The following is a 25,399-nucleotide window of genomic DNA, read 5'->3' as shown; positions in this document are numbered from 1 at the left end:
TGCGCTTGCGTAGTGGCAAGGCATGCAGATCTGCTATACGCTCTGCGTATGGAAACAACCATCTCTACCGGCAGCGACCGCATTGCGCTGATGCACACGCTGGTGCGCATCGTGGAAGCAGGCAGCCTGTCGGCCGCGGCCTTGCAGCTGGGCACCACCCAACCCACCGTCAGCCGCCGCCTGCAGCAGCTGGAGCGCACACTGGGCCTGCGTCTGCTGCAACGCTCCACCCACGGCATGAAGCTGACCGTGGACGGCGAACGCTGCTACGCCCATGCCAAGTCGCTGGTGCATGAATGGGAGGCCATGGAGGCCGATCTGCGCGGCGTGCAGGATGTGCCGCGCGGCCAGTTGCGCGTGTTGGTGCCCCACGCCTTTGGCCAGGACCAGCTGATGGCGCCGCTGCTGGATTACCTGCGCCGCTACCCCGAGGTACAGGTGGAATGGCTGCTGCATGACCGCCGGGCGGACTTCATTGCCGAAGGCATTGACTGCGCCATCCAGGTGGGCCAGGTGCTGGACCCTGCAGCCATCGCCCTGCGTCTGGCCGAAGTCCCCCGCATCGTGGTGGCAGCCCCACCCCTGGTCGCCCAGCACCCGCCAGCCACTGCCGCACAGGACCTGGCAGACTGGCCGTGGATGGCACTCAACACCTTCTACCTGCGCGAAGTGTGTCTGACCCATGCCCAGCACGGCATGCAGCGCTTTGCCATCCAGCCCCGGCTGTCCACCGACAGCCTGTATGCCCTGCGCAGCGCCGCACTGGCCGGTCTGGGGGTGGGCATTGCCTCGGCCTGGGTGGTACAGGACGATCTGCGCGCCGGCCGGCTGCAGCATTTGGTCCCGGGCTGGGAGGCCGCACCGCTGCCGGTCTCCCTGGTCTACCCGCAGGCCGCTTTCTACCCTGCACGGCTGCGCTGCTTTCTGGATGCCATGCGTGCCGCCATGCCCGGGCTCACGGGGATGCGAGCCGCCACACGCGGCTCGGCACGGCGCTGAAATGACTTTCTGTGCACCGCTGCGACCGACATCTCAGATGGCGCCGCCTGCCACGCACCCATGAAAAAAGCTCCCACCAGGGGAGCTTTTTTGCGGGCCCATTGGCGCCTGCACAGAGGTCGGAGTACCAGGTATTCCAGATCTCTCTGTGTGTTGCAGGCGCTCAATCAGCGCTTCGCTCAGTAGCCGTAGCCGCCGCCGTTGCCACGGCCGCCGCCGTAACCACCGCCATTGCCGCCGCGGAAACCGCCGCCGCCGTTGTTGCCACGGAAGCCGCCGCCGCCGAAGCCGGCAGGACGCTCTTCACGGGGACGGGCCACGTTGACGATCATGTTGCGACCGTCCCAGGACTGCTCGTGCAGGCCTTCGATGGCAGCTTGTGCTTCGGCTTCCGAAGCCATTTCCACAAAGCCGAAGCCCTTGGAGCGACCGGTGTCGCGGTCCATCATGACCTTGGCGGAAGCCACGTTGCCGAACTGGGCGAATTGTTGTTCCAGATCGTTGTCGCGAATGGAGTAAGAGAGGTTACCGACGTAGAGTTTGTTGTTCATGGTTGAACTTTCAGGGGAAAAATGACCGTGCAGCAGATGCTGCAATGGACATAGGGTGGGCGGTGCGCCCTACAGGGACGCACCGCCCGGAACTTAGCGGCGCCGCGGTCCCGAAGGAGCGCCGCCGGAGCGTGTTTCGATATGGCGGAAAGTGATGCGGCCCTTGGTGAGGTCGTAGGGCGACATCTCCAGCGAAACCTTGTCACCCGCCAGGATGCGGATGCGGAACTTGCGCATCTTGCCACCGGTGTAGGCAACCAGGGAATGGCCATTGTCCAGCGTCACGCGAAAACGTGAATCCGGCAGCACTTCCATCACCTGGCCGTGCATTTCAATGAGATCTTCTTTCGACATGAGGGCTCTGACTGAATGAAACTGGGGGATCTATCCCGAAGGTGTTGTGCACTCAGGCCGGCAGACCGGGCTGGCGCAGCAAACACATACCCTGCTCCATGGCGTAGGCCACGGCAGCTTGGGCGGAGCGGAATTGCGGCACAAAGCGGAACACCCGGTCATGGGTGGCCGTGCCGTGGCCGCTGCGAATCGAAAGGGAGGCGGTGTAGTGCCCGTCGGGCATGGGCACCGAACCAGGAGACAGAAGGTATTTACCGACGACCTGGGAAAGAGAGAAGGAGTGGTTCAACAACAGAACGTGGTGCAAGAACACCGGTACAAAAAGGAAGGACTCAAAAGCAAGCCCGCTCAACGCGTTGGGGTGCGAGGGAGAATTTTTTTCCGGCCCATGGAAGGTTCAGGGCGGGAAGACCAGCGGATCAGAAGCCGCAGGACAGGAAAGTACAGTCATCGTCTGATGCGATGGGCCTTGGAGCGCTTGCCGTACGGTGCCAGCGGAAGGCCAGAATGTGCTGCCAGCAGTCCATGGACCTCGCTGCAGTGCACAACACTATAGCAGCAATCAATGTCCTGGGGATTTGAAAGGCCTTCACTGCAAGTGACTCGCGCTCCGACAGCGGATGCCAGCCCGGCGCCCGCTGGGCAATGCAGAACGCACCACCCAGCAGTCCACAGGAATCATCAGTCCAGTCCTATCGCTTTGACGATGTCCTTCTCCTCGGCAAAGGCCTTCTTGGCAAAGGCACTGTACTCCTGGGCATTGCGGTATTCCAGGCGGATGCCGTAGTTGGCCGCCACCTGCTTGAAGGCGGGCTCCTGCATGGCGGACTGGATGGCCGCCTCGAGCTTTTGCGTGATCTCGACGGGCAGCGCTTTGGGACCTGCAATGCCCAGTGGCGACGGCACGTCAAATGCATAGCCGAGCTCGCGGAAGGTGGGCACATCGGCAAAGGCTTCGGTGCGCTTGTCGGAGGCAATGGCCAGCGCCCGCATCTTGCCGCTGGCCAGGTACGGCTGCACGCTGTTGGCAAACACGGCCGTCTTGGTGTGGCCGGCCAGCAGGGAGTTGATGGAATCCGCATCTCCCTTGAACGGCACATGGGTGAACTTGGCTCCGGTCTTTTGCTCCAGCTGCGCCATGGTCACGTGGTTGGCCGAGAACTTGCCAGGGGTCCCATAGTCGACGCTGCCGGGGTCGCGCTTGGCAGCATCCACCACATCCTTCACGCTCTTGAAGGGCGAATTGGCCGGCACGGCCAGAATGAAGTCATAGGTCATGAAGGCCGCCACATAGCTTACATCGGCTACGGGGTCGAAATTCACCTTCTGGATATGAGGCTGGCGGAAGATGCCCACCGGCGTGAGCGTCAGGCGGTAGCCGTCGGGCTTGGCGTTCTTCATGTCGACCACGCCCATGGAGGCGCCGGCGCCAGGCTTGTTCTCGATCACGATGGTCTGGCCCAGCGATTTGGACATGCCCTGTGCCAGTGCACGGGCGATCACATCGGTCACCCCGCCCGCGCCATAGGGCACGATCAGTGTAATGGGCCGGTTAGGGTATGCGCCTTGCGCGCCCGCTTGGGGCATGGTGGCCACTGCGGCCAGGGACGCGCACAGGGCGATCAGGGTTCTGCGTTGCATGCTCTTGCCTTTCACATGGGCCCCGCCACCGCTGGCGGACTACCCCTTTGCAACGTGCAGGCGCTGTTCTCTTCGCCGCGCAAATGCAGCCATCGCCGGCACGTTCCGGACACTGTAGGAGCGCGCCCCGTCTCCCAATCCTGGCAGCAACCCTGCCCTTCCGTCCTGCAGGCGACAGTTCCCGGCGCACCGCCCAGCATCACCCACCTGAACCTCCGGTGCGCTTTGCCACGGCGCAGCCAGGGCTTTGGCTCGCCACACCTGCGACAAAGCGCTAGGCTTGGCGCCTTCACACCGCACACAGGAGCTGGACATGGCCCATACCATCCGCTTGCACCGCGTGCTCCAGGCTCCGCCGGAGCGCATCTACCGAGCCTTCACTAGCCCTGCGGCTCTGGCCAAATGGATGCCACCCCATGGCTTCGTGTGCGAGGTGCTGGAAATGGATGCCCGTACCGGTGGGCGCTTTCGGATGGCCTTCGTCAACCTGGGCACCGGCGAGCGCAGCAGCTTTGGCGGCACCTACCTGGAACTGGTACCCAACACCCGCATCCGCAACAGCGACCAGTTTGACGACCCCAGCCTGCCCGGCTCCATGACCACCACGGTCGACCTGCGTGCCGTGGCCTGCGGCACCGAGGTCCACATCGTGCAGGAAGGGGTGCCCGAGGTGATTCCTGCAGAAGCCTGCTACCTGGGCTGGCAGCAGTCGCTGCAACTGCTGGCGTTGCTGGTGGAAGCCGAGATTCCGTCCGAATCCACGATGGCCTGATCACCCGATATCGCCACACTTTGACAAGCCGGGCAAGCTCGCATGGCTTGCTGTAAGCATGGCGTGCTATCAAGATGGGGATTGTTTTCACCCACTCTTGCTGTCACTCTATGAACGCTCTGCCCGCTTTTTCTCCCATGCCCGACGAACAGGGCTTCTTCGGTCCCTATGGCGGCCAACTGGTGCCCCCGCATCTGAAGCAGGCCATGGACGACATCAACATCGCCTATGCCCAGATCACCCAGCGCCAGGACTTTCAGGATGAGCTGGCCGACCTGTTTGCCGACTACGTGGGCCGCCCCAGCCCCATCTTTCATGCCAAACGCCTGTCGGCCCAGTTGGGCGGCGCGCAGATCCACCTCAAGCGCGAAGACCTGAACCACACCGGCGCCCACAAGATCAACCACTGCCTGGGCGAGGCACTGCTGGCCAGGTTCATGGGCAAGAAGAAAGTGATTGCCGAAACCGGAGCCGGCCAGCACGGTGTGGCCCTGGCCACGGCCTGTGCGCTGGTGGGCATTCCTTGCGAGATCCACATGGGCCAGGTCGATATCGAAAAAGAACACCCCAACGTCACCAAGATGCGCATCCTGGGCTGCAAGCTGGTGCCCGTCACGCGTGGCGCGGCCACACTCAAGGAAGCCGTGGACAGCGCGTTCGACGAGTACCTGACCAACCCCACCGACTACCTGTATGCCATTGGCTCGGTGGTCGGCCCCCACCCCTTTCCAATGATGGTGCGCGACTTCCAGAGCATCATCGGCCGCGAAGCACGCGAGCAGTTCCAGGCCAAGCATGGTCGCCTGCCCGACTACGTCAGCGCCTGCGTGGGCGGCGGCAGCAATGCCATGGGCATGTTCACCGCCTTTTTGAATGATGCCGGAGTGCAATTGGTGGGCGTGGAGCCTGCCGGAGAAGGTGTAGACCAGCCCGGCCGCCACGCGGCCACCCTGTCGGTGGGCAAGCCCGGAGAAATCCACGGCATGAAGTGCTATGTGCTGGAAAATGCCGACGGCACGCCTGCCGCCGTGCATAGCATCGCCTCCGGCCTCGACTACCCTGGCGTGGGACCGCAGCACAGCTACCTGAAAGACCTGGGGCGCGTGCAGTACCAATCGGTCACCGACAAGGAATGTCTGAACGCCTTCATGACGCTGTCGCGCGTGGAAGGCATCATCCCTGCACTGGAAAGTGCCCACGCCGTGGCCTGGGCCATGCGCCAGGCGCCGCAGCTGGGCTCCGACCAGCATATTCTGGTCAATCTGTCGGGCCGCGGCGACAAAGACGCGGACTACGTAGCCAAGGTCCTGGGGCTGTAAGCACAGCGGATGCCCCAGCCAACAGAAGCCGTTGGCGGCACCGGCCAAGCGCTTTGCCGCAGGCAGTTCAAAACGCAGAGCACGGCAGCGCACTGGCGTTGCACCGTCTGAGCCAGCATCACTCCGGCCCTGCCTTTTTCACCGCTGGCCCCGGTATCGGCGAGCCAGATCACAGCCCCAACGGTGTGCGACGCTGGAAACGCCACCACAGCGCCGAACGCCCGTGCCGGTATCATGCCACCAGCATCTCCAGGATGGCACAAGGTCGCAGGCTGGCTGCAACATTGCGTCCCGCCAGCGTGCCAATTACCGGCCTGGGCTGACACGCCTTGGCACGCGGCATCGCCTAAGCTTGCTGCTTCGTTTTGCACTGCACAAGGAGTTCCGCATGCGCTTTTCCCCCCGTAGTTATGCTCTTGCCCTTGCCACGGTGGCGTTCTGCACCCTGGCCAACGCCAAATCGGGCGCGGAATGGCTTCAGCTCACGGCGCAGTCCAAGCTCAGCCTGATCCAGGCCATCGACAACGCCACCCGCGCCGTGCCAGGCTCGGTGATCGAAGCCGAATTGGACAAAGGCGATCAGGCAGGAGCCCGCTATGAGATGGAAGTCATCACGCCCAATGGCGAGAGCGTAGAGGTCTGGGTGAACGCCGTCACCGGCCAGGCCACCCCATACAAGAACGACGGCAAGGCCAAACGCAAAGACCTGCAGCGCCTGGAAAAAGCCAAAGCCAGCCTGCCCCAGGCCATCCAGTCCGCCACCACACATACCCCCGGCACCGCAGTCAGTGCCGAGCTGGACAACCACTGGGGCACGACCAGCTACCAGGTCAACGTGCTGCAGGCCGATGGCGTGCTGATGGAAGTCAAGGTGGATGCGGCCGACGGCCGGGTGATCCGCGCCAAGCGCGATTGAGTGCGACACGCAAGACCAGTGCCTCGCCCGTGCACGGCAATGTTCATGCCATGAACTCCAGGCCAGGGGCCGTGGCTGCATGCCGCCCACCGCCATCCATTGCAATCGCCCCAAGCCTGCTGCGCGTGACCCTGCGCCGGCGGCAGCGGGTCTGCAGCAACGTCCTGGCTGCGCTTCACTCCTGACCGGCATACATCTGACCCGCCAGCGCAACAATGCCCTGTGCGGTCAGATCGTCTGTTTCCAGCACCTGACGCTGCGCCCACTGCACAAAATGCTTGGCCTGGGAGCGCTCATACTGCGGGTCGTAGTGCAGTGCCATCAACTCGGCAAACAGTGCAGGCAGATCACCCTGCTGTGCCCAGCCTTGCCAGCGCGTCACGCGTTCCCTGCCCTGCAGTTCCTTCAAAAATCCCAGCTTGAAGGCCAGACCTGCGGCGTCGTCGCCCAGGTAGACATAGTCACGCAGCAAAAAGGCCAGACGTGCCTCCGGCGTGGCACGCACCTCTACCACCGGTGCCTGGCGCATCTGCTCCACCAGCGCCAACGGCAGGGCCACGCGACCGATCTTGGGACTTTCTCCTTCCACAAACACCGGGCGCGTCAGATCCAGCTGTGCCAGCTGGGTGTACAGCAAGGTGTCGAAATGCTTTTGGCTGGGCTGCTCGACGCCAGGCAGGCCTCCCAACAGCGATCCTTTGTGGCTGGCCATGCCCTCCAGGTCCAGGACCTGCGCGCCCTGCGCCTGCAGGGCATGCAGCACGCGGGTCTTGGCACTGCCGGTGGCACCACACAGCACCCGCAGATGTAACCGGGGCACCTGCTGCTCCAGCTGCGCAATCACATGGCCGCGAAACGCCTTGTAGCCGCCGGCCAGTTGCTGCGCGTCCCAGCCCACCAGCCTCAGCCAGGTCACCATGGAGCCGCTGCGCAGCCCGCCACGCCAGCAGTACACCAGCGGCTTCCAGTGGGCTGGCTGGTTGGCGAAGGTTTCACGCAGATGGCCCGCCAGATTGGCGGCAACCATGGCTGCCCCCAGCCGCTTGGCCTCGAAAGGGCTGACCTGCTTGTAGATGGTGCCGATGGTCACGCGCTCTTCGTTGCTGAGGACGGGGCAGTTGATGGCGCCTGGAATGCGGTCCAGCGCGAATTCGGCCGGGGTGCGGGCGTCGATGATGGCGTCAAACTGCGCGATATCAGCGACGCGTATGGGTTGGCGGTGTGACACGGGACAAAGCGTTAGAACAACAGCAGGCGCCCGGCCCCGGAACAATCGACGCAGTGCAGCAATGCAGCACTGGTGTAGCGCCCCGGCAAGCCGGCATGGCGCAAGGGAGTCGATCGAGCCTCGATACAAACGCCAGAACCGGGCAATGGCTGCGCCGGTCTGTCCTTGCAATGCCGCGATTGTGGCACGCCTGCCAGCCGGTCTCTGCCACCGAACAGCGCCCCCCGGTTACACCACGCATTCAGCGCACCGGCAGAAACTGCAGAAACGGCCCGGCCACCAGCCCTTGCCCATAGCCGATGACCGAGCGACGGTAACGCTCGGTGGCATAGCTGGCCACCAGATCCAGCCTGCCGATGATCTTGCCCATCTCCCGCTCGAAGCTCAGATTGCGTTGGCTGTCGTCGATGTGGTTGGACAGCAGCAACGATGAACCATCCGCATTGCGCCGGCTGTTGAGGATCCAGTTGGCCACTTCCAGATTGCGTGCGGCATTGAAGACATGCTGTGCATCCAGACCATCAACCAGAGTGAAACGGGTCTTGTTGCCATGGGCGGTGATCACCGTATCTGCTGCCGCATAGACAAAGCCCGCCACGCGGTCCCCACCGAATTGCGGCTGCAGCGCCAGCGACAAGGCGGCGATATCACGCTGACCTTGCAGATCGGGCCATGGCTGGCGCTCCAGCACCGCCTTGCGCAATTGCACCAGTGCCGCTTCGCGGCTGGAGGCACTCTTTTTCCACTCCCTTGGGTTCCGCTGGTAGAGCTTGTCTGCCAGCATCCACAGGCTCTCCAGGTTGTCGCGCATCGCCAGCGTGACCATGCGGTTGCTGTCGGACTGCCATATTTCCTCGGCTGAGAATTTCTCCCCTTGCACCGCACCGTGCGGCGCCGGGGCGCTGACGCAGCCACCCAACCCTCCCAGCAGCACGCCTGCCAGACATTGCAGCCCAGCAGCACGCCATTGCGATCGATTCCAACTTTGCATCAGCCCAACGTAACAGACCAGCTCGCCGCCCGCTGCCAGCCAACAGCGCATTTGTGCCGCGAAGGAATACGGTTCTTCTGCAACCTTCTATCGCCACGCCAACACTTCGCGCTATCGCCAGATGGAAATCCATAGCATCCATGGCGCACGGTTTTACGCGCACACACCGGTTTCACATAGTTTTAACGCACGTTTCGGAAGAGAATACACATTTGTGCTGCAGATTCGCCGTGGCAGACTGCAGACCACATGCGCGTGCAGGCAAGCTTTGCATCTGTTTCACTTCTTCTCGGTTTGATAAGGCCACGCTCCCATGAATATCGTGATCCTGGACGACTACCAAGACGCAGTTCGCAAGCTCCACTGCGCCAGCCGTCTGGACGCTTTCAACGCCAAGGTTTTCACCAACACGGTCAAAGGCGTGGGCCAGTTGGCTGTGCGACTGCGTGATGCCGACATCATTGTGCTGATCCGCGAACGCACGCCCATCACACGTGCTTTGCTGGAGAAGCTGCCCCGGCTGAAGATGATTTCACAAACCAGCCGCGTGGGCCCGCACATCGATCTGCAGGCATGCAGCGAGCGCGGCATTGCCGTGGCAGAAGGCGTGGGTTCCCCGGTTGCACCAGCCGAGCTGACCTGGGCACTGATCATGGCGGCCAGCCGCCGCCTGCCGCAATACATCGCCAATCTCAAACATGGCGCCTGGCAGCAGTCCGGATTCAAGGCGGCCTCGATGCCTTCCAACTTCGGCCTGGGCACCGTGCTGCGCGGTCGCACTCTGGGCATCTGGGGTTATGGCCGCATCGGCCAGATCGTGGCCGGCTACGCCAAGGCCTTTGGCATGGGCGTCAAGGTCTGGGGGCGCGAGGCCTCACGCGCCAAGGCACTGACCGATGGCTACCAGGTGGCCCATTCGCGCGAAGACTTTTTCTCCACCTGCGACATTCTGTCCGTGCACCTCAAGCTCACGCCCGATACGCAGCACTGCATCACCTTGCGGGACCTGTCGCTGATGAAACCCACGGCCCTGTTCGTCAACACCTCGCGGGCCGAGCTGGTGGAGCCAGACGCGCTGGCCACGGCCTTGCAGCACGGCCGCCCCGGCATGGGCGCGGTGGATGTGTTCGAGTCTGAGCCCATCCTGCAAGGCCATGCGCTGCTGCGCATGGAGAACTGCATCTGCACGCCGCACATCGGCTATGTGGAACAGGACAACTACGAACTGTACTTTGGCGCGGCTTTTGACAATGTGGTGAATTTCGTCCAAGGCAAGCCGACCAACATCGTCAACCCCGCGGTGCTTGCTCCGCGCTGAGCCATTCCACGAAACCATGTCCTTATCAAAAAGGCCTGCATCAGCAGGCCTTTATTGTTTTCCGGAGCGACAACGCCCCCACCACCGGCACACCTTCAGCGCTATAGAGGGGACTGAATCCCCAGCTGGGCCTGGATCTGCTCCTGGGTGATCGCGTCGGCCACGGCGTGCTGCACCACATCCTCCACGGCAGCATGCAGGCTGCGCGACATGGCCTGGGCATGCATGGACACCACATCTGCCACCACTTCGCGCAGATGCGCCTCCAGCTGGGGCTGGACCCGCGCCAGAATACGCTCCACCAGCATCTCGTGCAGGGCTGCGGCATCCCACGCTGGCACAGGTGCGGGCTCCGCTGCGGGCTCGGGCAGATCCAGCACCAAAGGCATATCGGCATAGCCGCCTGCCACAGAATCCGCTTCCCCACGAAGCCAGTCCGCAGGCGGCTCCGCCAGCACCGGGTCCATCTGTGCCGGCTCAGGCATACCTGCCGTATCGGCTGGCACGAAAGACGTCAGCACGGGTTCCGACACGGATCCTGCTACTGGCTGCGCACCCGCCTGCGGTACGCCCTCCGGTCCCGCAGGCATGCCGGCGGCAGACTCCGACGACAATCCCGGCGCGTCTACGAGGTCTTCCAGCACCGGCTCCTGCTGCGCAGGCTTTGCCAGCGGCAGGCCTTCCGGCACCACATCGGTCAGTGTCGGCACAAAACGCGGCGGTTGGCGGCCAAACGGCTCCATCACATTCCTTTCAGCACCAGATCATGCCGCTGGATGGCAAGACCACGTGCCGCATAGTCTTTCCAGCGGTTGCGGGCCATCGCGCGGTCCATATCGTCCAGCGACACCACCTCCACCACCCGCGCAAAACCTTCCAGTCCATCGGGCACGGTTTCGCCCAGATTCAGCAGGATGTCGCGGTGCGGTGAGGCCTCGGCCTGCTGCACCAGGACCACCGGCGACAAGGCCTGCACCTGCGGGTCGGCCCCAGGGCCGGCATGGGCCAGAAAATCGCTGGGCGCGCTTTTCCACAGCCGCGCCGACAGATGGGCCAGCACGCCGGGCTGGGCGGTAACAGTCACCTGCGCCCCATGGCGCAGTGCCTTGCGCACAAACCGGCAGACATAGCCCAACTTGTCCGGCGCGTTGAAGTGAAAAGCCACCTCGGTCATCACAGCACCCGCCTTCTCAATCGCGCGCAGCTTCCACCGGCGTCAGCGCGGCTTTGGCCGTCGGCGCCGTGTCGGATGCCGCAGCAGGCTGCGCCACCTTGACAGCTTTGACGGTTTTGACTGCCTTGGCGGCTTTCACCGGCTTCGCGCTCTTGGCGACCTTGTCCGCAACCACCGCCTGGGGCGCCTTGGCCTTTACCGGCTTGGCAGTTTTGGCTGCCGTGGCCACCTGGCCCAGCAGATAGTGCACCAGCAGGCCCACCGGGCGGCCGGTGCCGCCCTTGGCAGCGCCTTCCTTCCATGCGGTACCTGCGATGTCCAGATGCGCCCAGGGGATGTCGCCCACAAAGCGCTGCAGGAACTTGGCGGCGGTGACCGAGCCCGCGGCACGGCCTGCCACATTGGCCACATCGGCAAACGTCGTCTTCAGGCCCTCAGCGTAGTCGTCGTCCAGCGGCATGCGCCAGCACAGGTCCTGCGCGGCATCGCCCGCCTTCTGCAAGGCATCGGCCAGTGCATCGCTGGTCGCGTACATGCCGCTGCGGATGCCGCCCAGGGCAATCACGCACGCACCGGTGAGCGTGGCCACGTCCACCAGTGCGGCAGGCTTGAAACGTGCGGCATAGGTCAGCGCATCGCACAGCACCAGACGGCCTTCAGCATCAGTGTTCAGAATCTCGATGGTCTGGCCGCTCATGCTGGTGACCACATCCCCGGGCTTGACGGCCGTGCCGTCGGGCATGTTTTCGCAGGCCGGGATCAGGCCAACCACATTGATGGCGGGGCGCAGCTCGGCCAGCGCGCGGAACACGCCCAGCACACTGGCGGCGCCACCCATGTCGAACTTCATCTCGTCCATCCCCGCAGCCGGCTTGAGCGAGATGCCACCGGTGTCGAACGTGATGCCCTTGCCCACCAGCACCACCGGCGCCTGCGACTTGGCTGCGCCGTTGTAGTGCAGTTCAATGAACTGCAGCGGCTGGGCCGAGCCCTGGGCCACCGCCATGAAAGCGCCCATGCCCAGCTTGGCCACTTCCTTGGGGCCATGCACCTTGCACTGGATACCGCTGTGCTTGGCCAAGGCCTTGGCCGCAGCGGCCAGCATGGTGGGCGTGGCATGGTTGGCGGGGCGGTTGGCCCATTCGCGGGCCATGCCCACGCCAGAGGCCAAGGCCTCGCCCAGGGCAAATGCCTGTGCGGCCGCAGCCTTGTCGGGCACGCCCACGGTGGTACGCGTCCAGGCCAGGGCCTTGGCTTCGGGCTTGGTCGCCGTGTACACATAGCTGATATCGGCCAGCGTCTGCACGGCGGCGGCCGTCACCGCCGCCGCATCCGGCAGGGCCGACAGGCACACCACCGCACGCTTGCAGCCCGTGGCCTTGAGGGTGCTGGCAGCCGCTGTCAGCGCGGTGCGCACTTCCTTGGCAGAGGCCGTACCCGCGCCCAGCAACAGCACGCGGCGGGCCGCCACGCCTGCGGGCTGGTACAGCGCCAGTTGCTTGCCGGCACCATTGTCCAGATCCCCTGCCTTGCGCGCCTGCGCCACGCACTGTGACAGCGCGTCCTTGCCGGGCTTGAAAGCGTCGGGCACCAGCAGCACCAGCGCATCACATTTTTCAGCGGCAGCACCCGCCAAGTTCAAGGCCTTGAGATCAAAGTTCATAATCGGTGTTTTCCTTTAAAGCCGATGTTATTCGATTCATCCATACGCAAGGAGCTGGCCCGCAGCTTTGGCGCCACCCTGGTGGTGTTGATTACCGTGGTCATGACCATGATGCTGATCCGCACATTAGGCCAGGCCGCCAAGGGCAATGTCAGCCCATCCGACGTGCTGCTGGTCATGGGCTTCACCGTGCTCAGCCATTTGTCCACCATCCTGATGCTGAGCCTGTTCGTCTCCATTGTCGGCACGCTCACCCGCATGTACCGTGACAGCGAAATGGTGATCTGGTTTGCCAGCGGCCGCGGCCTGGCCAGTCTGGTCAAGCCGCTGCTGCGCTTTGCCTGGCCGGTGCTGCTGATCGTCGCCGTGCTGGGCCTGTGGGTCTGGCCCTGGAGCAACCAGCAGGTGCAGCAGATGCGTGAACAATTCGAGCAGCGCAGCGATGTGGACCGCATTGCCCCCGGAGAGTTCCAAGAATCCTCGGACGGCCAGCGGGTGTTTTTCATCGACAAGGAATCCGTGTCCTCCGAATCTGCGAGCAATGTCTTCATCGTCGACAACAGCAATGGCAAAGAGGTCGTTACCTCCGCCAAGAGCGCCCATCTGCGCGTGCAGCAAGGCGTGAGAATGGCCGTGCTGACCGATGGCCAACGCATCGAGACCAAGCCCGACGGAGCGGGGCTGCGCATCAGCCAGTTTCAGGAATACGCACTGCGCCTGTCGGACGGCAGCAGCGCCAGCGCCGAAGCCCTGGCCACCAAATCCCAGCCCACGGCAGCACTGCTGGCCTCTGACGCGCCCAAGGACCGGGCCGAGCTGGGCTGGCGCCTGGGCCTGCCCCTGGCAGCACTCAACTTTGTGCTGCTGGCCTTGGCCATCACCAACGCCAACCCGCGTGCCGCCAAAAGCACCAGCTTGGCCGTCGCGCTGCTGGCATTCGTGGTCTACTACAACCTGATGACCGTGGGCCAAAGCTGGGTCGTCTCCGGCCGCATGTCCATGCTGGGCTTCCTGCTCGGCCTGCACGGCGCGGTCCTGGGGATCGCCCTGGCCACCCTGATGATTCGCCACCACCGCTGGTCGCCCCGACAACTGCTGCAACGCCGCGCCCAAGTACCGCAAGGAGCTTCGGCATGAAGACACTGCGCAAAATGATCTTCAAGGACGTCATCACCACGGTGGCGTTTGTGACTCTGGCCTTCCTGGCGCTGTTCTTCTTCTTCGACCTGCTCGACGAAATGCGCTATGTGGGCCGCTACGAGCAGTACGGCGTCCCCCAGGCCATGCTGGTGGTGCTGCTGGAAGTGCCCAATCACCTGTACGAGCTGCTGCCCATCACCGTGCTGATCGGCACCATCTACGTGATGGCCCGCCTGGCGCAAAGCTCGGAATTCACCATCATGCGCACCAGCGGCCTGGGCCCCTGGCTGGCGTTGCGCACCCTGGTCACCATTGGCGCCGGCTTTGTGGTGCTTACCTTTCTGATAGGGGACTACATCGCTCCGCTGTCCGAACGCGCCGCATCGGCCACCCAGGCCAAGTTCCAGGGTGGCACCGTCACCTCCGGGGCGACAGGAGCCTGGCTGAAGGAACGCAAAGACGGCAGGACCCTGGCCATCAATGTGCGCAACATCCGTGACGACGAGTTGCTGGGCGTGCGCATTTTCGAGTTCGATGCCGACGGCCGCATGCTGCGCCAGATCCATGCCGAAAAAGCCGAGGTGAAGGACAACGACCTGTGGAAGCTCAGCCAGGTACGCCGCTCCGAGTTCAGCTACCCCGAACCCACACAAGCGCGCCTGCAGCGCTACACCGAAGCCGAATACGACTTCGCCACCAATCTCACCTCCAACATGGTGGCGGCGGCCGTGCACAAGCCTGATCGCATGCCCACCATTGAGCTGTTCCGCTTCATCCAGCATTTGCAGAGCAACGACCAGTCGGCGCAGAAGTACGAGATCGAGTTCTGGCGCAAGCTGTTCTACCCGCTCAGTTGCCTGGTGATGGTGGTGCTGGCCCTGCCTTTTGCCTATCTGCATTTCCGCTCCGGCGGACTGGCAGGCTATGTGTTCGGCGGTGTGATGGCCGGTATCAGCTTCTTCCTGCTCAACAACGTCTTTGGCTACGCCGGCAATCTGAACAACTGGCAGCCCATGCTGACAGCAGCAGCCCCCGGGGTGATCTATTCGTTGCTGTCCCTGGGCGCATTCACTTGGCTGGTGCTGCGGCGATGAACCCATCTACCCACAGCGACCCCGGCCCCGCCGCTCCGGCAGCGGGCCTGGTGCTGTTCGCACATGGCTCGCGCGACCCGCTGTGGCACCGCCCCATGCAGGCCGTGCGCGATCAACTGCTGGCAGAACAGCCGGGCGCGCTCTGCCTGTGCGCCTACCTGGAGATCAGCAGCCCTTCGCTGCCCACCGCCATTGCGCAACTGGTCGCCCAGGGCTGCACCCGCATTACCGTGCTGCCGCTGTTTCTGGGCACCGGCCGCCACGCGCGCGAAGACCTGCCCCTGCTGCTGGAGCAAGCCCGCCAGCAGCACCCCGGCGTGCAGCTGGACAGCGCCACCGCCGTGGGCGAAGACCCCCGGGTCATCGGCCTGTTGGCACAAATCGCACAGCAGCACATATATAAAGAACCAAAACTTTAGATAAATCATTCATAATGATGTCCACGCCAGCCGACATCCGCTTATGAATCTGCACCAATTCCGCTTCGTTCAAGAGGCCGCCCGCCGCAACCTCAACCTCACCGAGGCCGCCAAAGCGCTGCACACCTCGCAGCCAGGCGTCTCCAAGGCCATCATCGAGCTGGAGGAAGAACTGGGCGTGGACATCTTCGCCCGCCACGGCAAGCGCCTCAAGCGCATCACCGAACCTGGCCAGCATGTGCTCAAAAGCATCGAGCTGATCATGCGTGAAGTCGGTAACCTCAAGCGCATCGGCGAGCAGTTCAGTGCCCAGGACAGCGGCACCCTCAGCATTGCCACCACCCACACCCAGGCGCGCTATGTGCTGCCCAATGCAGTAGCCAAGCTGCGCGACGCCTACCCCAAGGTCACCATCAGCCTGCACCAGGCCACGCCCCACGAAGTGGCGCGCATGGTGCTGGATGAAGTGGCAGAAATCGGCATGGCCACCGAATCGCTGGCCGACTACCCCGACCTGGTCACCCTGCCCTGCTATGAATGGCAGCACGTGCTGGTGGTGCCCAAGGGCCACCCGCTGGCCACCAAGGAACGCATCGGTCTGGAAGACATCGGTCAGGAAGCGCTGATCACCTACCACCCCTCCTTCACCGGCCGCAACAAGATCGACACCGCGTTTGCCACGCGCAAGATCACCCCGCGCATCGTGCTGGAAGCCATTGATTCGGACGTGATCAAGACCTATGTGCGCCTGGGCCTGGGCATCGGCATCGTGGCCGAAATGGCCATGCGTGACGATCCGGGCGTGGACCTGGTCTCCCGCCCCGTCGGCCACCTGTTCGGTCAGAGCGTAGCGCGCGTGGCTTTCAAGCGTGGCGCCTACCTGCGCAACTTCGTCTACAAGTTTGCCGAAACCCTGAGCGACCGCCTCAGCCGCGACCTGATCGCGCGGGCAATGACCGGCCACGTCAACGATTACGAACTGTGAGCGTACAGTTCACCCAGAGACTTTCCCCAGCCCGGCGCTAGCCCCCTAGCCCCCGGGCTTTTGCCTTTTTGCGATTGAGCGATGACCACCGCCCACACTCCCAGTTTCCCCAGCCGCTTGCCCCATGTGGGCACCACCATCTTCACCGTGATGTCGGCCCTGGCCGCCGAACACCAGGCCGTCAACCTGGGCCAGGGCTTTCCGGACTTTGGCTGCGACCCCACGCTGCTGGACGCCGTCAACGATGCCATGCGTGCTGGCCACAACCAGTACCCACCCATGGCCGGAATGCCCCAGCTGCGCGAAGCGGTGGCCGCGAAAATCCACACCCTCCATGGCCGCCAGTACAACGCGGCAACCGAGATCACCATCACCGCAGGCGCCACCCAGGCCATCCTGACTGCCATCCTGGCCACCGTGCAGGCCGGCGATGAAGTGATCGTGCTGGACCCCTGCTACGACAGCTACGCCCCCAATATCGAGATGGCCGGCGGCACCATCGTCCGGGTACCGCTGACCCCCGGCACCTTCCGCCCGGACTTTGCCAAGATTTCCGCAGCCATCACGCCCAGAACGCGGCTGATGATCGTCAACACGCCACACAACCCCAGCGCTACGGTATGGACGGCGGCAGAGATGCAGCAGCTCGAAGACCTGCTGGCCCCCACCGATGTGCTGCTGATCAGCGACGAGGTGTACGAGCACATGGTGTTTGACGGCGCCCAGCACGAAAGCGCGGCGCGCTTCCCCGGCCTGGCGGCACGCACCTTCATCGTCTCCAGCTTTGGCAAGACCTACCACGTGACAGGCTGGAAGGTCGGCACCGTGGCCGCCCCCGCCGCGCTGACGGCCGAATTCCGCAAGGTGCACCAATTCAATGTGTTCACCGTGAACACCCCCATGCAGGTCGGCCTGGCCACCTACATGCAGAACCCGGCGCCGTACCTGGAACTGCCTGCCTTCTACCAGCGCAAGCGCGATCTGTTTGCCGAAGGTCTGAGCCATACCCGTTTCAAGCTGCTGCCCACGGCCGGCACCTACTTCCAGTGCGCCGACATTTCCGCCATCAGCGATTTGAACGAGGCCGAGTTCTGCCAATGGCTGGTCAAGGAAGTCGGCGTGGCCGCCATTCCGCTGTCCGCCTTCTACGGCGACGGCTTCGATCAGAAAGTGGTGCGCTTTTGCTTTGCCAAGCAGGACGACACCCTGCGCGCCGCGCTGGAACGGCTGCGCAAGCTGTAAGCACCCCAAAGGGCCTGTGCAGGCCCTTGCCCCACCAGGCCGATTCACCTCGGCGCAGGCCTTTTCAGGCCAGACACCGCCAAGCAGCCACCGCCGCAACTGCAAGCCTTACCCGGCTCCATAGTGTGCCCACAGCGCCAGGGCCAGCAGCACGGCAACCAGCCCTATGCAGCTGACCAGCTCCACGTCTTCATACGCCCAGGCATTGCACCGCGGGCCCAGAAAGCGTGGATAGCACCCCAGCGTGAGCAACCTGAGCACCAGCCAGCCGGGCCAGAAAAAGAGCAGTTGAAACCCCAGCAAGCGCAGCAAAAAGCTGGACACACTGCCCAGCAGGTGCAACACAATGTCCATAGCAGCCGCCCGAAGGCGGTGCGAAGTGGCGGTGGACACAGTCCAGCGGATGCGCCGACAGGCCCTCCCGTCTGTTTGCATGCTTGCGCACTACCTGCCACTTCGGGCTGTCTGTGGGGTGGGCTTTGCGTGACGGCGATGGCATCCAGGGCATCGGATATTTCACCCGCGCCGACACACCCCAACGACAGACAGCACAGTGGCGGGTGATTGCTGCTGGGCCATACTGCGGGCAATCTCCACCCCTTGCCCACAGCTGATGACCTCCGCCCGCACCGCACCCACCCTGCACTACATCTTTGATCCACTGTGCGGCTGGTGCTATGGCGCCGCACCACTTGTGGATGCCGCACGCCAATTGCCCGGCCTGGTCGTGCAATGGCATGCCGGTGGCATGCTGGCAGGCCCGCACGCACGGCGCATCACGACCGACTGGCGCGACCACGTGTTGCCACACGACCACCGCATAGCCCAGCTGACCGGCCAGCCCTTTGGCTCGGCCTACACCGACGTCCTGCTGAACCAGGTGGGTACGCCGCTGGACTCTGGTCCACCCATTACCGCCCTGCTGGCCGTGCAGGCCATGGACCAAGCCAGCGACCAGCCACAAGTCCACGCCCTGGATCTGCTACACCGCATCCAGCACGCGCACTACGCGGAAGGCCGCACCATCAGCGATGCCGACACCCTGCAGCAGATCGCCGCCGAGGCCGGGCTCGACACCCAGCAATTTGCGGCAGCCTATGTGATGCAACTGGGCGACCGCACGATCGACCACATTCGGGACAGCCGCCAGTGGCTGCAGCGCGCCGGAGGCCAGGGCTTTCCCACCTGGGTGCTGGAATGGCAGACCGCGCCAGATGTCCCGGTACAGCTGCAACGCGTGGACACTGCCAGCTTTCTGGGTCAGCCCACCGTCTGGCGCGACGCACTGGCGCAGTGGCTACTCTCTCTGCCGGTCGACTGATCCCTTGCCCCAGGGCGTGCGGACACTTGGCCGGCAGACAAACGGCATGATTCTTGCATGCAAAGAATGCATATCTGACACGCTCTGGGAACGCTTCATGCCTGCCATATCCGCCACACCAGCTCTGTACATCCTCAAAACCGGATCCACCCTGCCCACGCTCGCGGCAGCGCATGGCGATTTTGAAGACTGGATCACCCAGGGTCTGGCCGGCACACCGCTGGACATCCGCGTGCTGGATGCCCACACCTGCACCGCAGCCGGTTGGCAGTGGCCGGAGCGCAGCGCCATGGCCGGCCTGGTCATCACCGGTTCGCACGACATGGTCACCGACGGTGCCGACTGGTGCTTGCGCTGCGAGGACTGGCTGCGCACCCTGGCCGAGCAGGATCTGCCCATGCTGGGCATCTGCTTTGGCCACCAGTTGCTGGCCCAGGCCCTGGGTGGGCAGGTCGCCCCGCATCCGGCCGGCCTGGAGCTGGGCACGGTGCCGGTTGATGCCCAGCGCGCCGCCGCGCTGGATCCGTTGTGGCACGACCTGCCTGCCCGCTTTCAAGCCCATGCCGTGCACTACCAGTCGGTACGCCGCCTGCCTGCAGGCGCCCAAGTGCTGGCGGCCAACCCGCACGAACCCCACCACGGCTTTCGCTGGGGTGCGCATGCCTGGGGCGTGCAGTTCCACCCGGAATTCGATGCACTGGTGATGCAAGCCTATGTGGACCATGTGCGCCACAGCCTGCACAGCCACGCGCTGTCCAGCGCCGACAGCAGCGAGTGGCCCGTGTGCAGCACGCCCTGGGCCGCGCGCCTGCTTCCGCGCTTTGCGCACTATGCCCACCAGCAACTGCGCACCGATACGGCCCCGCAGCCCTGTATGGCCTGAGCACGGCCGCGGCAGCATCCAGGCTGCGGGCCTGCGCCCGCTGCGCCGGACAGACTGTCTATCCCGCCTCTCTCCTATTCGATAGCAATCCGCTCCACAGGAATCAGGGTCTCAGGACGTTTCTTGACATACTGGGCGGCCAGCGCCCGCACCGGGCTTGTCACAATGCACACGCGCAGTGCGCCGCACCATCAAAAAGCCCCTGTCCGACAACCCACGCCGCGCGCGCTCTTTAGAGTAGCCCCTATTGCTTTTGGAGATCAAAGATGATGTCGCTAATTGGTACCTTGATTGTGGGTTTGATCGTGGGCCTGATCGCACGCGCGCTCAAACCGGGCGACGATGGCATGGGCTGGATCATGACCATCCTGCTGGGCATTGCCGGCTCTTTCCTGGCCAGCTATCTGGGTGCGGCCATGGGCTTGTACGCCCAGGGTGAAGCCGCCGGCTGGATCGCCTCCGTCATCGGCGCGATCGTCCTGCTGTTCATCTACAACCTGGTCCGCAGCAAGGCCCGCTGAGCCGGCAGACGGCCGCAGCCCGCGCTGCGCCCCGGTCGTCAGCGTCCCACGGCAGGTGTACCCCGGTACACCTGCTTTTTTTCGCCCATGGCGCATGCGGCACCAACCCACTCCAGCGGCACCAAATCGGCGATCATTGCAGCCATGACCGATGCTTCCACGCCCCGCTACTGGCTCATGAAGAACGAGCCTGATGCCTACTCCATCGACCACGCGCTCGCGGCGCCCGGGCAGACCATTGCCTGGGATGGCGTGCGCAACTACCAGGCGCGCAACTACATGCGCGACCAGATGCGCGTGGGCGATGGTGTGCTGTACTGGCATTCCAGCTGCGCCGAACCCGGCATCTACGGCCTGGCGCGCATCGCCGGAGGTCTGCGCGTGGACGACAGCCAGTTCGATCCGACGTCGCCTTATTACGACCCCAAGAGCAGTCCCGACCAGCCACGCTGGCTGCTGCTGGATGTACAGGCCCTGCGCAAGACCCGCCCCATCCTCATCCCCGAGTTGCGCGAACATGCCGCACTGCAGGACATGCGCGTGCTGCAGCGCGGCAATCGTCTGTCCATCACCGAGGTCACCCCGGCAGAATGGGACTACATCCAGCGCGTGCTGCTGCAGTCTGCAACCTGAGGAGACACCATGCGCGGCGGCATGATCGATTTCAGCTCCTGGTCCTCCATCCTCACCACGGTGGCCAGCCTCCTGCTGATCACCTTGCTGATGGTGGGCATACGCCTGGTGTTCATGCAGACCATCCAGAAACGCCGTGAACGCGAAAACCGCCAGATCAACGAGCGGCTCAAAACCCTGATGGCCGTCTACAAGACCCTGGGCGGCAGCTTCACCGGGGAACTGGCCGTCAGTCCCGTACATCTGCGTGACGTCCACGCCGCCGCACGCCGTGCGGAAACCATGGCAGATGCCGCCGAAGCCGAAGACAGCACCGGCGAAGACAGTGACGACATTCCAACCTCGAGCAGCAGCGAACGCCAGCGCCGCACGCGCGATAGCGTGGAAGCGGCCCTGTCCGATGTGATCCTGCTGGGCACCGAAGAGCAGGTGCGTCTGGCCGCACAGGCTGCGCAGGACATGGTGGCCGGCCGCGCCATCGAGACCGCGCCGCTGGTGGCCTCTCTGCGCCAGTTCATCCGCGCGGCACTGGACCTGGAGCCGATTCCCGCCCACATCACCATCCCCAACCAGGGCCCCACGCGCAGCAGCACCAGTGGTGGCAACGCCCGGCGCGCAACCGGTGCTCCAGGCAGCGCGGGTGCGGCAGCCGGCGGGGGCCGCGCAGGTGGTGGAGGCGGCGGTGCGGCTGCCGGTGGCATGGGAGGCATGGGCGTCGGCATGGGGCTGGGAGGGCTGCACAAAGAGAGCGGTTCCGAGACAGAGTGACCCGTCCCGCGCCGCACGCCGCCTCTGTGCGCACACCCGGAGGCCAGCGTAGCCAGCGGGCGCCGTGCCGGAAAGAAGCTGCTGCAAGACCACACCATCCCGGCACAGCCGCTATGGTCGCATCCGCACCGCGGACCCTGGACTTTCACATGCCGGAGCTATGCTGGTGCCATCCTCTCTCGTGCCACCATGCCCTCTCCATCTGCTCCCCCACCTGCCGCAGCCCCTGTCGCCCCCGCAATGCCGCTGCATCCTGACCGCACAGCCAGCCCCCAAGACCTCACCCCAGGCAACCCGGGCAGTGGCATTCAGTCGCCGCCCGCAGCCCCGACCTCGCGGCCACCCGCACGCTGGCGCCAGGTGCTGGAAGTGTTCATCGTCTTTCTGCAATTGGGCCTGACCTCGTTTGGCGGGCCGGTGGCACATCTGGGCTATTTCCGCACGGCCTTCGTGCAGCGGCGCCAATGGCTCAGCGATGCACAGTACGCCGATCTGGTGGCGTTGTGCCAATTCCTGCCCGGTCCGGCCAGCAGCCAGGTGGGCATGGCCCTGGGCCAGTTGCGTGCCGGCGGCTGGGGAGCGCTGGCAGCGTGGCTGGGTTTCACACTGCCGTCGGCTCTGCTGCTGACCGCCCTGGCCCTGGGCCTGTCGCAGGCTGGGGGGCATGAGGACGCGTTCCACGGCGTGTTGCACGGGCTCAAGCTGGTGGCCGTGGCGGTGGTAGCCCAGGCCGTCTGGGGCATGGGCCGCAGCCTGTGCCCGGACCGGCTGCGCGCCGCCCTGGCGCTCAGCGCGGCAGTGCTGACTCTGCTGCTGACCAGCCACTTCGGCGCCAGCGTGCAGCTGCTGCTGATTGGACTGGGCGCACTGATCGGCTGGCGCTGGGTACGGCCCGCCTTGTCCGCGTCGGCGGTCACCGACCTCGCTCCAGACACTGGCATCTCCCGCCGCACCGGCGCGGCCTTGCTGCTGCTGTGCCTGCTGCTGGGCTTGGCCCTGCCACTGCTGGCCCACGGCACCCAGTCACCCCTGTGGCACGCAGCCAGCGTGTTCTACCGGGCCGGAGCGCTGGTATTTGGCGGCGGCCATGTGGTGCTGCCGCTGCTGCAAGGCGGCGTGGTGCAACCCGGCTGGCTGAGCAGCGAGCAGTTTCTGGCCGGCTATGCCGCCGCCCAGGCCGTACCAGGACCGCTGTTCACGCTGGCGAGCTATCTGGGTGCGCTGCTGCCGCTAGGCTTGGGGTCGGGGGCATGGTCGGCCTGGCTGGGTGGCCTGCTGGCCTTGGTGGCCATTTTTCTGCCGGCCGCCTTGCTGGTGCTTGGTGCCATGCCGTTCTGGGCCGCGCTGCGCGCTCACCCTGTGGCCCAGCGCGTGCTGGCCGGGGTGAACGCCACGGTGGTGGGACTGCTGCTGGCGACCCTGTACGACCCGGTGTGGACCAGTGCCATCTACAGCCGGGAGGACTGCGCATTGGCCCTGCTGTACCTGGCGCTGTTGGCCGTGGCCCGTGTGCCGCCCGTGGCTGTGGTGCTGCTGGCTGCAGGCCTGGGCTATGTGCTGGCGTCTTGAGGCCGCAGCCAGCATCCCGCCAGAGCAAGCCTGCGCCGGATGATCCAAGATCTGGTTCATGAACGGCATATACCCAGACTGCCCCGGGCTTCGCCAACCGGGGCATCACTCCGGGCCACAATAGCGGCCGCAGTCCTGGCCTCCAGCGGCTGTGTTTTTCCAGACCTCTTGAATTGAAAGCCCTGACCATGGCCTTTGCCGACAACCTGCGCCAGCTGCCCGCCATCACCCACATTGCCGCCCTGCACCTGCTGGACGACAGCGGCGCCGTGGTCGCCACCATACCCAATGCCCCGGGCAAGGCGGGTTCGGTCACCGTGTACAACGCCCTGGTAGCCAAGCACGGCAGCATCAATGTGGCAGCGGCCGAAGAAGGCCTGCAGATCTTTGCCGAGCACACCGAAGACGCCAAGGCCCGCCCCGGTGCCCATCCCAATATCGACCGCCTGCTGGAGGTCATCGCCACCGGCAAGGGCTTCACCGTGCAGATCGACCCGGCCTGATTGCGCTGCAGACAGGCTGCTGCCAGCCTGTCGCCCACGCGCCAGCCAGAGGGCCGCAACCGGCAGGAGCGTATTCCGCGCCACAGCGGTTGGCACTGGCGGTGCGCATCCGGTGTTTACGCCAGTGGTGCACGGCCGCAGCGCCGCCTAGAGTGCAGCGCATGACCACATCGACCGCCTCCACCACCGCATCGGCCGCTGCTGCCGATTCCAGCGCTTCGCCCCTCCCCGCCCTCAGTCACTTTCGCTGGACGCTGCAGGACCACATTGCCCACCTGCAGCTCAACCGCCCGGACAGCCTCAACACCATGAGCCCCGGCTTCTGGCGCGAGCTGGACACCGTGCTTCACCATCTGCAGCACGGCAAAGACGCCTGTTCCGCCCGCGTTCTGGTCATCAGCAGCACCGGCAAGCACTTCTCGGCCGGCATGGCCCTGGAGACCTTTGCCAACCCCGACTTTGCCCCGGACGACCGCACGCCTGAAGGCCGCGCCGCGCTGGCCGAGATGCTGTGGAACATGCAGGCCACGCTCACCCGCCTCGAAGAACTGCGCCTGCCGGTGCTTGCCGCGCTGCAGGGCGGCGTCATCGGCGGTGCGCTGGACATGGTGGCCTGTGCCTGCATACGCTACGCCACACAGGACACCTTCTTCTGCGTGCAGGAAATCAACATCGGCATGGTCGCCGACATCGGTAGCCTGCAGCGTCTGCCCAAGCTGCTGCCCATGGGGCTTGTCAAGGAGCTGGCCTACACCGGTCGGCGCTGGCCCGCAGCCCAGGCCCTGCAACAGGGCTTTGTCAATGCCGTGCTCGACACCCCTGACGCCGCACTGCAAGCTGCCATGGCCTGCGCCCGGGAGATTGCCCGGCACCCACCCGTAGCCATCTGGGGTACCAAGCAGGCCCTGCACTACGCACGCGACCACAGCGTGCAGGACAGCCTGCGCCAGATGGGCTGGCTACAGTCCGGCATCTGGAGCAACCGCCATGTGATGGAAGCCGTCCAGGCTGGCCAGCAAAAGCGTGCGGGAAGCTTTCCGGAAACCGGCGGGTACCGGCAGTTTGGAACGCTGGAAACGGAATAGCCCCATACAAGCGTCGACACGCTGCGCGCCGCGCATGGCGCCCACTGGAGCGGACCTCACGCGCCACAGGCATCCACAGCAAAAATCCCGGAGAGTCCGGGATTTTTTATGCCTTCCACAGTGCCCCGTGCCTCCCCACAGCGTGGCCGGAAGGTCCGCTGCCAGCGAAGACCGATCAGAATCATGTGCATTCCACCCCCTGCGGTCTGCGCCGCATTCAGGCTATGGGGTTCTTCACATGGATACCCGCTTCCTATCCATGGCTAAATGGTATTTCCTGCTCCGACAACCCTCCTAACATGAACGTCCC

General features: G+C 64.6%; 27 protein-coding genes and 1 pseudogene. 18 read left to right on the top strand and 10 right to left on the bottom strand.

Translation table 11 applies throughout. The annotated features are described in order from the left end of the window. Positions 1-48 precede the first annotated feature (48 nt). Positions 49-999 (top strand): LysR family transcriptional regulator, encoded by a 951-nt coding sequence (locus tag B3349_RS05380; RefSeq protein ID WP_291587042.1) that lies wholly within the window; start codon positions 49-51, stop codon positions 997-999. A gap of 179 nt (positions 1,000-1,178) precedes the next feature. Here the strand turns inward: B3349_RS05380 and rbp are convergent, their stop codons facing one another. The 4 genes from rbp to B3349_RS05360 form a co-directional block, all read right to left on the bottom strand. Next, positions 1,179-1,550, bottom strand: coding sequence for an RNA-binding regulator (gene rbp / locus B3349_RS05375; RefSeq protein ID WP_066534338.1), 372 nt, complete (start codon positions 1,548-1,550; stop codon positions 1,179-1,181). A gap of 93 nt (positions 1,551-1,643) precedes the next feature. Then, positions 1,644-1,904 carry a translation initiation factor IF-1 gene (gene infA / locus B3349_RS05370; protein WP_066534340.1) on the bottom strand — a complete coding sequence of 87 codons (261 nt, stop codon included), beginning with the start codon at positions 1,902-1,904 and terminating at the stop codon, positions 1,644-1,646. A gap of 52 nt (positions 1,905-1,956) precedes the next feature. Then, entirely contained in the window at positions 1,957-2,127 is a 171-nt protein-coding gene (locus B3349_RS05365; protein WP_227657880.1) for a hypothetical protein, read from the bottom strand. A 458-nt stretch (positions 2,128-2,585) separates the two neighbouring features. Continuing rightward, positions 2,586-3,545 carry a Bug family tripartite tricarboxylate transporter substrate binding protein gene (locus tag B3349_RS05360; RefSeq protein ID WP_291587037.1) on the bottom strand — a complete coding sequence of 320 codons (960 nt, stop codon included), beginning with the start codon at positions 3,543-3,545 and terminating at the stop codon, positions 2,586-2,588. Between the two features lie 313 nt (positions 3,546-3,858). On the opposite strand from B3349_RS05360, the gene B3349_RS05355 reads away from it, so the two are divergent. The 3 genes from B3349_RS05355 to B3349_RS05345 all read left to right on the top strand — a co-directional run bounded on the left by B3349_RS05355 (position 3,859) and on the right by B3349_RS05345 (position 6,552). Beyond that, positions 3,859-4,317, top strand: a complete 459-nt coding sequence (locus tag B3349_RS05355; RefSeq protein WP_291587035.1) for an SRPBCC family protein — start codon at positions 3,859-3,861, stop codon at positions 4,315-4,317. Between the two features lie 110 nt (positions 4,318-4,427). Further along, the gene (trpB, locus tag B3349_RS05350; protein WP_291587033.1) at positions 4,428-5,636 is read left to right on the top strand and encodes a tryptophan synthase subunit beta; all 1,209 of its coding nucleotides are present in this window, start codon (positions 4,428-4,430) and stop codon (positions 5,634-5,636) included. A 388-nt stretch (positions 5,637-6,024) separates the two neighbouring features. Then, positions 6,025-6,552 carry a PepSY domain-containing protein gene (locus B3349_RS05345; RefSeq protein WP_291587031.1) on the top strand — a complete coding sequence of 176 codons (528 nt, stop codon included), beginning with the start codon at positions 6,025-6,027 and terminating at the stop codon, positions 6,550-6,552. A gap of 175 nt (positions 6,553-6,727) precedes the next feature. Here B3349_RS05345 and mnmH read toward each other — a convergent pair whose 3' ends face one another. Then, entirely contained in the window at positions 6,728-7,780 is a 1,053-nt protein-coding gene (gene mnmH, locus B3349_RS05340; protein WP_291587029.1) for a tRNA 2-selenouridine(34) synthase MnmH, read from the bottom strand. Between the two features lie 241 nt (positions 7,781-8,021). Continuing rightward, positions 8,022-8,771, bottom strand: coding sequence for a hypothetical protein (locus tag B3349_RS05335; protein WP_291587028.1), 750 nt, complete (start codon positions 8,769-8,771; stop codon positions 8,022-8,024). Between the two features lie 313 nt (positions 8,772-9,084). On the opposite strand from B3349_RS05335, the gene B3349_RS05330 reads away from it, so the two are divergent. After that, complete coding sequence (locus B3349_RS05330) at positions 9,085-10,089, top strand: D-2-hydroxyacid dehydrogenase family protein (RefSeq protein WP_291587026.1); 1,005 nt, start codon at positions 9,085-9,087, stop codon at positions 10,087-10,089. Positions 10,090-10,190: 101 nt separating this feature from the next. On the opposite strand, the gene B3349_RS05325 is transcribed toward B3349_RS05330, so the two are convergent. The 3 genes and pseudogenes from B3349_RS05325 to B3349_RS05315 form a co-directional block, all read right to left on the bottom strand. After that, positions 10,191-10,832: a hypothetical protein gene (locus tag B3349_RS05325; RefSeq protein WP_291587024.1), complete on the bottom strand. Its 642-nt coding sequence runs from the start codon at positions 10,830-10,832 to the stop codon at positions 10,191-10,193. Then, positions 10,832-11,263 (bottom strand): DNA polymerase III subunit chi, encoded by a 432-nt coding sequence (locus B3349_RS05320; RefSeq protein WP_291587023.1) that lies wholly within the window; start codon positions 11,261-11,263, stop codon positions 10,832-10,834. The genes B3349_RS05325 and B3349_RS05320 overlap by 1 nt, the downstream gene beginning before the upstream one ends. A gap of 166 nt (positions 11,264-11,429) precedes the next feature. Beyond that, positions 11,430-12,926, bottom strand: a pseudogene (locus B3349_RS05315) (leucyl aminopeptidase); the annotation flags it as partial. Between the two features lie 24 nt (positions 12,927-12,950). On the opposite strand from B3349_RS05315, the gene lptF reads away from it, so the two are divergent. From lptF to B3349_RS05290, 5 genes are all read left to right on the top strand, one after another. Further along, complete coding sequence (gene lptF, locus B3349_RS05310; RefSeq protein ID WP_291587021.1) at positions 12,951-14,063, top strand: LPS export ABC transporter permease LptF; 1,113 nt, start codon at positions 12,951-12,953, stop codon at positions 14,061-14,063. After that, complete coding sequence (gene lptG / locus B3349_RS05305; protein ID WP_066534356.1) at positions 14,060-15,160, top strand: LPS export ABC transporter permease LptG; 1,101 nt, start codon at positions 14,060-14,062, stop codon at positions 15,158-15,160. Before lptF ends, lptG begins: the two co-directional genes overlap by 4 nt. Continuing rightward, a complete protein-coding gene (locus tag B3349_RS05300; protein WP_291587020.1) occupies positions 15,157-15,579 on the top strand; it encodes a sirohydrochlorin chelatase in 423 nt (140 codons plus the stop codon). The genes lptG and B3349_RS05300 overlap by 4 nt, the downstream gene beginning before the upstream one ends. A 43-nt stretch (positions 15,580-15,622) precedes the next feature. Continuing rightward, positions 15,623-16,564: a CysB family HTH-type transcriptional regulator gene (locus B3349_RS05295; RefSeq protein WP_280013969.1), complete on the top strand. Its 942-nt coding sequence runs from the start codon at positions 15,623-15,625 to the stop codon at positions 16,562-16,564. Between the two features lie 81 nt (positions 16,565-16,645). Next, on the top strand, positions 16,646-17,806 hold the full coding sequence (locus tag B3349_RS05290; protein WP_291587018.1) for a pyridoxal phosphate-dependent aminotransferase: 1,161 nt from the start codon (positions 16,646-16,648) through the stop codon (positions 17,804-17,806). A 108-nt stretch (positions 17,807-17,914) separates the two neighbouring features. On the opposite strand, the gene B3349_RS05285 is transcribed toward B3349_RS05290, so the two are convergent. Then, complete coding sequence (locus tag B3349_RS05285) at positions 17,915-18,160, bottom strand: hypothetical protein (protein ID WP_291587016.1); 246 nt, start codon at positions 18,158-18,160, stop codon at positions 17,915-17,917. A gap of 259 nt (positions 18,161-18,419) precedes the next feature. On the opposite strand from B3349_RS05285, the gene B3349_RS05280 reads away from it, so the two are divergent. From B3349_RS05280 to B3349_RS05245, 8 genes are all read left to right on the top strand, one after another. Continuing rightward, on the top strand, positions 18,420-19,127 hold the full coding sequence (locus B3349_RS05280) for a DsbA family protein (RefSeq protein WP_291587014.1): 708 nt from the start codon (positions 18,420-18,422) through the stop codon (positions 19,125-19,127). Positions 19,128-19,224: 97 nt separating this feature from the next. Next, the gene (locus B3349_RS05275) at positions 19,225-20,010 is read left to right on the top strand and encodes a glutamine amidotransferase (protein WP_291587012.1); all 786 of its coding nucleotides are present in this window, start codon (positions 19,225-19,227) and stop codon (positions 20,008-20,010) included. Between the two features lie 266 nt (positions 20,011-20,276). Beyond that, positions 20,277-20,531: a GlsB/YeaQ/YmgE family stress response membrane protein gene (locus B3349_RS05270; protein WP_280013964.1), complete on the top strand. Its 255-nt coding sequence runs from the start codon at positions 20,277-20,279 to the stop codon at positions 20,529-20,531. 144 nt (positions 20,532-20,675) lie between these two features. Then, positions 20,676-21,164, top strand: coding sequence for an EVE domain-containing protein (locus B3349_RS05265; protein ID WP_291587009.1), 489 nt, complete (start codon positions 20,676-20,678; stop codon positions 21,162-21,164). Between the two features lie 9 nt (positions 21,165-21,173). Next, positions 21,174-21,932, top strand: coding sequence for a hypothetical protein (locus B3349_RS05260; protein ID WP_291587007.1), 759 nt, complete (start codon positions 21,174-21,176; stop codon positions 21,930-21,932). Positions 21,933-22,172: 240 nt separating this feature from the next. Further along, complete coding sequence (gene chrA / locus B3349_RS05255) at positions 22,173-23,501, top strand: chromate efflux transporter (protein WP_291587005.1); 1,329 nt, start codon at positions 22,173-22,175, stop codon at positions 23,499-23,501. Between the two features lie 188 nt (positions 23,502-23,689). Further along, positions 23,690-24,004 (top strand): DUF2322 family protein, encoded by a 315-nt coding sequence (locus B3349_RS05250; protein ID WP_291587240.1) that lies wholly within the window; start codon positions 23,690-23,692, stop codon positions 24,002-24,004. A 161-nt stretch (positions 24,005-24,165) separates the two neighbouring features. Next, positions 24,166-25,089: an enoyl-CoA hydratase-related protein gene (locus B3349_RS05245; RefSeq protein ID WP_291587003.1), complete on the top strand. Its 924-nt coding sequence runs from the start codon at positions 24,166-24,168 to the stop codon at positions 25,087-25,089. Positions 25,090-25,399: the final 310 nt, after the last annotated feature.

Origin of the sequence: Comamonas sp. UBA7528 (assembly GCF_002479375.1) — a bacterium.
Classification (GTDB): Bacteria; Pseudomonadota; Gammaproteobacteria; order Burkholderiales; family Burkholderiaceae_C; genus Comamonas.
This window is presented reverse-complemented; position numbering and strand designations above follow the sequence as displayed.